Origin of the sequence: Pseudomonas shahriarae, assembly GCF_014268455.2 — a bacterium.
Lineage (GTDB): Bacteria > Pseudomonadota > Gammaproteobacteria > Pseudomonadales > Pseudomonadaceae > Aquipseudomonas > Aquipseudomonas shahriarae.
The window spans coordinates 6,047,561-6,054,205 of the sequence record NZ_CP077085.1 but is presented as its reverse complement, the minus strand read 5'-3'; the positions used below and the strand labels follow the sequence as shown (position 1 = coordinate 6,054,205).

At 63.0% G+C, this 6,645-nt stretch carries 4 protein-coding genes; 3 read left to right on the top strand and 1 reads right to left on the bottom strand.

Annotation, left to right across the window (positions count from 1 at the left end; genetic code table 11):
• The first annotated feature begins 268 nt into the window (after positions 1-268).
• Positions 269-1,942: a putative bifunctional diguanylate cyclase/phosphodiesterase gene (locus tag HU773_RS27305; protein WP_057960988.1), complete on the top strand. Its 1,674-nt coding sequence runs from the start codon at positions 269-271 to the stop codon at positions 1,940-1,942.
• A gap of 65 nt (positions 1,943-2,007) precedes the next feature.
• Here the strand turns inward: HU773_RS27305 and HU773_RS27300 are convergent, their stop codons facing one another.
• Positions 2,008-3,402: a NorM family multidrug efflux MATE transporter gene (locus HU773_RS27300; RefSeq protein ID WP_057440496.1), complete on the bottom strand. Its 1,395-nt coding sequence runs from the start codon at positions 3,400-3,402 to the stop codon at positions 2,008-2,010.
• Between the two features lie 152 nt (positions 3,403-3,554).
• Here HU773_RS27300 and HU773_RS27295 point away from each other — a divergent pair, with 152 nt between their 5' ends.
• Both HU773_RS27295 and HU773_RS27290 read left to right on the top strand, forming a co-directional pair.
• A complete protein-coding gene (locus HU773_RS27295; RefSeq protein WP_057960987.1) occupies positions 3,555-4,475 on the top strand; it encodes a LysR substrate-binding domain-containing protein in 921 nt (306 codons plus the stop codon).
• Positions 4,476-4,664: 189 nt separating this feature from the next.
• Positions 4,665-6,641 carry a methyl-accepting chemotaxis protein gene (locus HU773_RS27290; RefSeq protein WP_057960986.1) on the top strand — a complete coding sequence of 659 codons (1,977 nt, stop codon included), beginning with the start codon at positions 4,665-4,667 and terminating at the stop codon, positions 6,639-6,641.
• Positions 6,642-6,645 lie beyond the last annotated feature (4 nt).

The window sequence follows — 6,645 nt, the reverse complement described above, 5'->3', positions numbered from 1 at the left end:
ACAGGGTTTTGGGAGTCTTTGAGCGAAAAGGGCGGGCATTTTAACAGGCTGGCAAGATTCTGCCGCCTCTGAACGACAGTGTGACGTACCACTCGATCTAAATTTGCCGGTTTTGTTACTTTGCCGCAGGATGTGCGGTGTTTTTGGGTCTATTGTTCGATCTAGACCTGCACTGCGCGTATTTGATAACCAATATCATTGGTCATTATCAGGCTGCGCGTCATAATGCCCGCCGCCAACGAATTTTTGCAAAGTCTAGGGAGCTAGCTTGTCTACGCCTGTCGAACCCTTGCGTTTGCTGCTACTGGCCGATGAGCCAGCGTGGGCAGCGTTGTTGCGCGAGTGCCTGGCGCCGATGGGCGATGGGGCTGTGCTGGTCAGTGCGCCAAGCTGGGAGTCGGTGAGCAGCCTGTTCGACGACGACCGCACGGCTGTCTTGCTCACCACCCCGGGTCTGCAACCTGGCCCTGGCCGTTGTAACCTGCCCACCGTAATGCTGCTGGAGCAGGAACCGCTGGTTGCACCGTTGGGCGCCAGCGATTGGTTGATCCGTGGCGCGTTTGATGTGGATACGCTGCGCCGCTGCCTGCGCCATGTGCGCGAACGCGGCTTGCTGGAAAACACCCTGCAACGCCTGGCCGCACAAGACCCCTTGACCGGCATCGCCAACCGCCAGGGTTTCCAGACCCTGCTGGCCGCGCGCCTGGCGGAAAACGACGGGCGTGGCCTGGCCCTCGGCCACCTGGACCTGGACAACTTCCGCCATGCCAACGATGCCCTCGGCCATCAGGCGGGCGACCGGCTGATCCTGCAAGTGGTCTCGCGGCTCAAGAGCCAACTGGAGGTCGGCGACCAACTGGCGCGCCTGGGCAGTGATGAATTTGCCTTGTTGATCGACACCCGCCGTGCGCCGCAACGCGCCGAGTGGATGGCCGAGCGCATCACCGAGGCCATGGCCGAACCTTACTGGGTCGATGGCGAGAGCCTGCTGATCGGTTGCAGCCTCGGTGTGGCCCATGCCCGCGCCAAGGCCGGCGCCGACCCGTTGATGTGGCACGCGCATATCGCCATGCAACAGGCCAAGAGCACCCAGGGCTGCACCTTTCATATCTTCAATGAACGCATCAACCGCAATGCCCGTAGCCTCGCCGACCTGGAAAGCGAACTGCGCCGGGCGCTGCGCCGTGACGAACTGGAACTGCATTACCAGCCGCGGCTGGACCTGGACGATGGGCATATCGTCGGCCTCGAAGCCCTGGTGCGCTGGCGCCACGGTGAACGTGGCTTGCTGCCGCCGAGCGAGTTCGTGCCGCTGGCCGAGCAGAGCGGCCTGATCGTGCCGTTGGGCTACTGGGTGATTTCCCGGGCCCTGCGCGATATGCAGGACCTGCGCGAGCGCGGCCTGCCGCCGTTGCACATGGCGGTCAACCTGTCGTTCCGTCAGTTTCAGGACAGCCAGTTGCTCTCGACCCTGAGCCGTTTGATTGCCGAGCGTGGGGTGGAGGCGCAATGGCTCGAATTCGAGCTTACTGAAACCGCCGTGATGCGCCGCAGCGACCTGGTCAAGCAGACCATGGATGCCTTGGGCCGCCTGGGTGTGCGCTTCTCCCTGGATGACTTTGGCACCGGGTTCTCGTCCTTCGTGCACCTCAACAGCCTGCCGATTGCCTTGCTCAAGATCGACAAGAGCTTTGTCGGCGGTATGGAAGAGCGCGAAGAAAACCGCAAGCTGGTGCACGCCATGATCAACCTGGCCCACAACCTCAACCTGGAAGTGGTGGCCGAAGGCGTGGAAACCCCGGAGCAACTGGCGTTGTTGCGCTTGTTCGGCTGCGACCAGGCCCAGGGTTACCTGATCAGCAAGCCGTTGCCGCTGGCGGAATTGGTGGAATACCTGACGTTTGGCAGCAGCCAGCAGGCGTTGTTGGGCGATGTGATCTAGCCCTGTAAACCAATCAAAAAGGTGGGGGCTGGCAAGCCAGCTCCCACACTGACCGAGTACATCCTTCAGTTAGGCTGTGGGACCGCATCGACTTGCGGCTCCTGGGCAATCATCCGCTTCATCTTCGCCTCAAACGCCCAGGTCAGGGTAATCGCCGCACAGGCAAGCCCCAGCGCCAGACCCCACCACACGCCGGTCGGGCCCCAGTCCAAGGTAAACGCCATCAACCAGGCCGCCGGTGCGCCAATCAACCAGTAACAACCCAGGCCGACGAGGAACGTGGTCTTGGCATCCTTGAGCCCTCGGATGCAACCCATGGCGATGGTCTGCACGCCGTCGAACAGCTCGAACCACGCCGCCACGGCCAACAGGCTGACCGCCAGGCTGATCACTTGGGCGAAGGCCGGGTCGTCATGGTCGAGGAACAGGCCGATCAGCGGGTCTGAAAACAGCCAGAACACCATGGCAAACCCCAGCATCACGCTCGCGCCGAAGGCGATACCCACGCGTCCGGCCAGCCGTGCATCGAGCAGTTGCCCGCCGCCATAGTGCAAGCCGATGCGCATGGTGACGGCATAGGACATGCCCGCCGGCACCATGAACGCCACCGAGACGATTTGCAGGGCAATCTGGTGGGCCGCCAACTGCGTACTGCCCATGGTGCCCATGCACAGCGCCGCAAAGGCGAACAAGCCGACTTCCACCGCATAGGTACCGCCAATCGGCAGGCCCAGGCGCCACAGCTCGCGCAAGTAATGCAGGTTGGGCCGCAGCAGGCCCTTGCCCAGGGGGTAGGCCGCGTAGGCGCGGTTGTATTTGATGTACCACAACAGTGCCAGGGCCATGCAGTTGGCGACAATCGCCGTGACCAGGCCAATGCCCATCAGGCCCAGCTTGGGCAGGCCGAACATGCCTTCGATCAACGCATGGTTGAGCAGGTAGTTGAGCACCGTGCCGCACAGGCTGATCACCATCACCGGCGTGGCTTTGCCGATGGCGCTGGTGAAGCCGCGCAGGGCCATGAACGTCAGGTAGCCGGGCAGGGCGAACGGCAGGATCATCAGGAATTGCCCGGCCGACTGCACGTTGGTTTCGGTCTGGCCGAACATCAGCAGCACCGGCTTGAGGTTCCACAGCAGCAGGCCGGCCACCAGGGCCATCAGCCAGGCCAGCCACAGGCCGGCCTGGGTCAGGCGGGTGGCGCCCTCGATGTCGCCGGCGCCCTGGCGAATGGCGACCAGGGTGCCCACGGCGGCAATCACGCCGATGCAAAAGATCGACACAAACGAATAGCTTGCCGCACCCAGCCCGCCGCCGGCCAGGGCTTCGGGGCTGAGGCGGGCCATCATCAGGGTGTCGGTCAGCACCATCAACATGTGCGCCAACTGCGAGGCAATCAACGGCCCTGACAGCCGCAGAATGGCCCAGAGTTCGGTACGCGCCGGATGCTGCATGATCATCACGCTCAATAATTGCACAAGGGGTAGAAGGGTTGATTCTCGGCGCTCTCAGCGCTTTGCACAAAGGGATAAATGCGATCATTCGCATGATTAAAACTCATGCCAGGATGAATCTGGTAGGGTTTCGGAATCGTGCCGTCGGAGTTTTCCTCATGTCTCGTCGCCTGCCTCCGCTTTATGCCTTGCGTGCATTTGAAGCCGCCTCACGGCATAACTCCTTCACCCGTGCGGCCGAAGAACTGTCCATCACCCAAAGTGCAGTCAGCCGGCATATCCGCACCCTGGAGGAGCATTTCGCCTGCCGCCTGTTCCAGCGCAGCGGGCGCACCTTGCAGTTGACCGAGTCGGCGCGCCTGCTGCTGCCTGGGGTGCGCGAGGGCTTCGCCGCCCTGGAGCGCGCCTGCCATACCTTGAATGCCGAAGATGACATCCTGCGCATGAAGGCCCCGTCGACCCTGACCATGCGCTGGTTGCTGGCGCGCCTGAGCCGGTTCCGGCACTTGCAGCCGGGCAACGAGGTGCAGTTGACCAGCGCCTGGATGAGCATCGACGAAGTGGATTTCAATCAGGAACCGTTCGACTGCGCGGTCTTGCTGAGTGACGGGCACTTTCCGGCGGACTGGGAAGCCAGCTACCTGTTTCCCGAACTGTTGATCCCGGTGGGCGCGCCGAACCTGCTCAATGACGGCCCCTGGGATGTGGAGCGCCTGGCCAGCGCTGAACTGCTGCACCCCACGCCGGATCGGCGTGATTGGCGCCGCTGGTTGCAGCGTACGGGGCTGGCGTCCCGCGTCGCCATCAAGGGCGGGCAGGTGTTCGATACGCTGGAGCTGGGGATGATTGCCGCTGCCCGGGGCTATGGCGTGTCCATGGGCGATCTGCTGATGGTCGCCGAGGATGTGGCCCAGGGGCGCTTGAGTTTGCCATGGCCGACTGCGGTGGCCAGCGGCGAAAGCTATTACCTGGTCTGGCCCAAGACCCGCCCCGGTGGTGAGCGCCTGCGCAGGCTGTCGGACTTCCTGCAAAGTGAAGTCCGGGCCATGGCCTTGCCGGCGGTGGAACAGCTCGAGTGAAACGATGCAGCGTCCTACACACGGTGCCTTTGAGTGATGCCCCTGTAATTTGCTCAAGTATTGATTGGGGCCGCCGAAGTAGGTGTGTCGGAGTCGCCATTAGTTGCGGCTCAGCGTGCCCCCAATCCAAGAAATTTGCCGATTAGCGCTATGAGATCAGGACGATCCGGGCCTCGGCCAGGAGCTGTCATGTCTCAACCCCGCGCCCGCATCGCTTCGCAGCTGGGCATTGCCTTGGCGGTCATATTGGCTGTCGTGATCAGCGGCAGCACGGTATTTGCCCTGCGCTCCCTGGACTCGGCCAACCTGCTGACCCGTGAAGAACACCTGGCCAGCGAAGCGCGTTTGCTCGCCGACCAACTCAATACCTTCCACAGCACCCTGCGTGAGAGCACCCAGCGTTTGAGTGGGTTGTTTGAAAAGCGCTTCGGCGCCGGGTTGAGCGTACGTCCCGAGCAGATGGTGAGTGTGGCCGGGGTGCAGACCCCGGGCCTTTACCTGGGCACTGAAGTACTGAACAACAACTTCGACGAGGTCGATGAGTTCAAGCAGATGTCCGGCGGCGTGGCCACGGTGTTCGTGCGCAGCGGCGAAGACTTTGTCCGTATCAGCACCTCCCTGACCAAACAGGACGGCAACCGCGCCATCGGCACCGTGCTGGATCGCCAGGGGCCGGCCTACCAGCGCCTGCTCGCCGGGCAGAGCTACATCGGTCGCGCGGTGCTGTTCGAACGTTCCTACATGACCCAGTACAGCCCGGTACGTGATGCCAGCGGCCAGGTGATTGCGGTGTTGTTCATCGGTTTCGACTACACCGATGCGCAGAACGCCCAATTCGCCAACCTCAAGCGGTTCCGCATTGGCCAGACCGGCTCGCTGGCGCTGCTGGACGAGCAAAAACACTGGCTGGTGCCGCCTGCCGGCGTGCAGGCGTTGGAGCAGGCCGTTCCGGTGATCCTGGAGCTGGCGCAAAAGCCTGGCCAGGGGCGTTTCTGGAGTGACAAGGGCGAAGACTTCTACAGCGTTGCAGTGCCATTTGACGGCGGCCCGTGGTCGGTGGTGGCGAGCATGCCCAAGGCCGAGATCCGCGCGGTGACCTGGGCCGTGGGTATCCGCCTGGTGATCGGCAGCGTGCTGGCGATGCTGTTGGCGGTAGGCGCGGCGGTCTGGTTGCTACGCAGCAAATTGCAGCCCCTGGGCGACCTGGTGCGCCAGGCCGAAGCCCTGGGGGCCGGTGATTTGAGTGCGCGGCTGAATGTGTCCAGCCACGATGAAATCGGACAGCTGGCACGCAGCTTCAACCAGATGGGCGAGGCCTTGTCGACCATGGTCTCCCATATCCGCAAGGCGGCCGAAGAGGTCAACAGCCGCGCCCAGGCGCTGTCAGGTTTGTCGGGAGGCGCTTATGAGGGCATGGAGCAGCAATCCGGCGAGATCACCAGCATGGCCGGCGCGGTGGAAGAGTTCAGCGCCACTTCGCTGAACATTGCCGACAACATGGGCAATACCGAACGCATGGCCCAGGAAAATGCCCAGCAGACCCGCATTGGCCGCAACTCGATGCAGGAGGCGTCGTCGTCCCTGGAGCATATCGCCACGGCACTGAACAGCACGGCCAAGGTGATCAATACCCTGGGCCAACGTTCCCAGGAAATCGGCGGCATCGTCGGCGTGATTACCTCGATCGCCGAACAGACCAACCTGCTGGCACTCAACGCCGCCATCGAGGCGGCGCGGGCCGGGGAGCAGGGGCGTGGATTTGCCGTGGTCGCCGATGAGGTGCGCAACCTGGCCTCGCGTACCCGCCAGGCCACCGATGAGATTTCCGGGATGATCCAGAGCATCCAGCAGGAAACCGGCAATGCCATCAGCACCATGGAACAGGGCAATGTGCTGATGCAGGAAGGCTTGTCGCGCAACGCCGACGTGGCCTCGGCCCTGGCGCGCATCGACGAGCAAAGCCGCTCGGCGGGGCAGCAGTTTGCCGCGATTACCACAGCGACCCAGGAGCAAAGCAGCACCGCGACCTTGCTCAGCAGCAACCTGCAGAGCATTGCCCTGGCCAACAGTGAGCAGCGGGAAGTGGTCTCGAACCTGGCGATTACCGCCAGGGAGCTGGAGACGTTGGCGGCAGGGCTGCGGCAAGAGGTGGATCGGTTTCGGTAAGGCT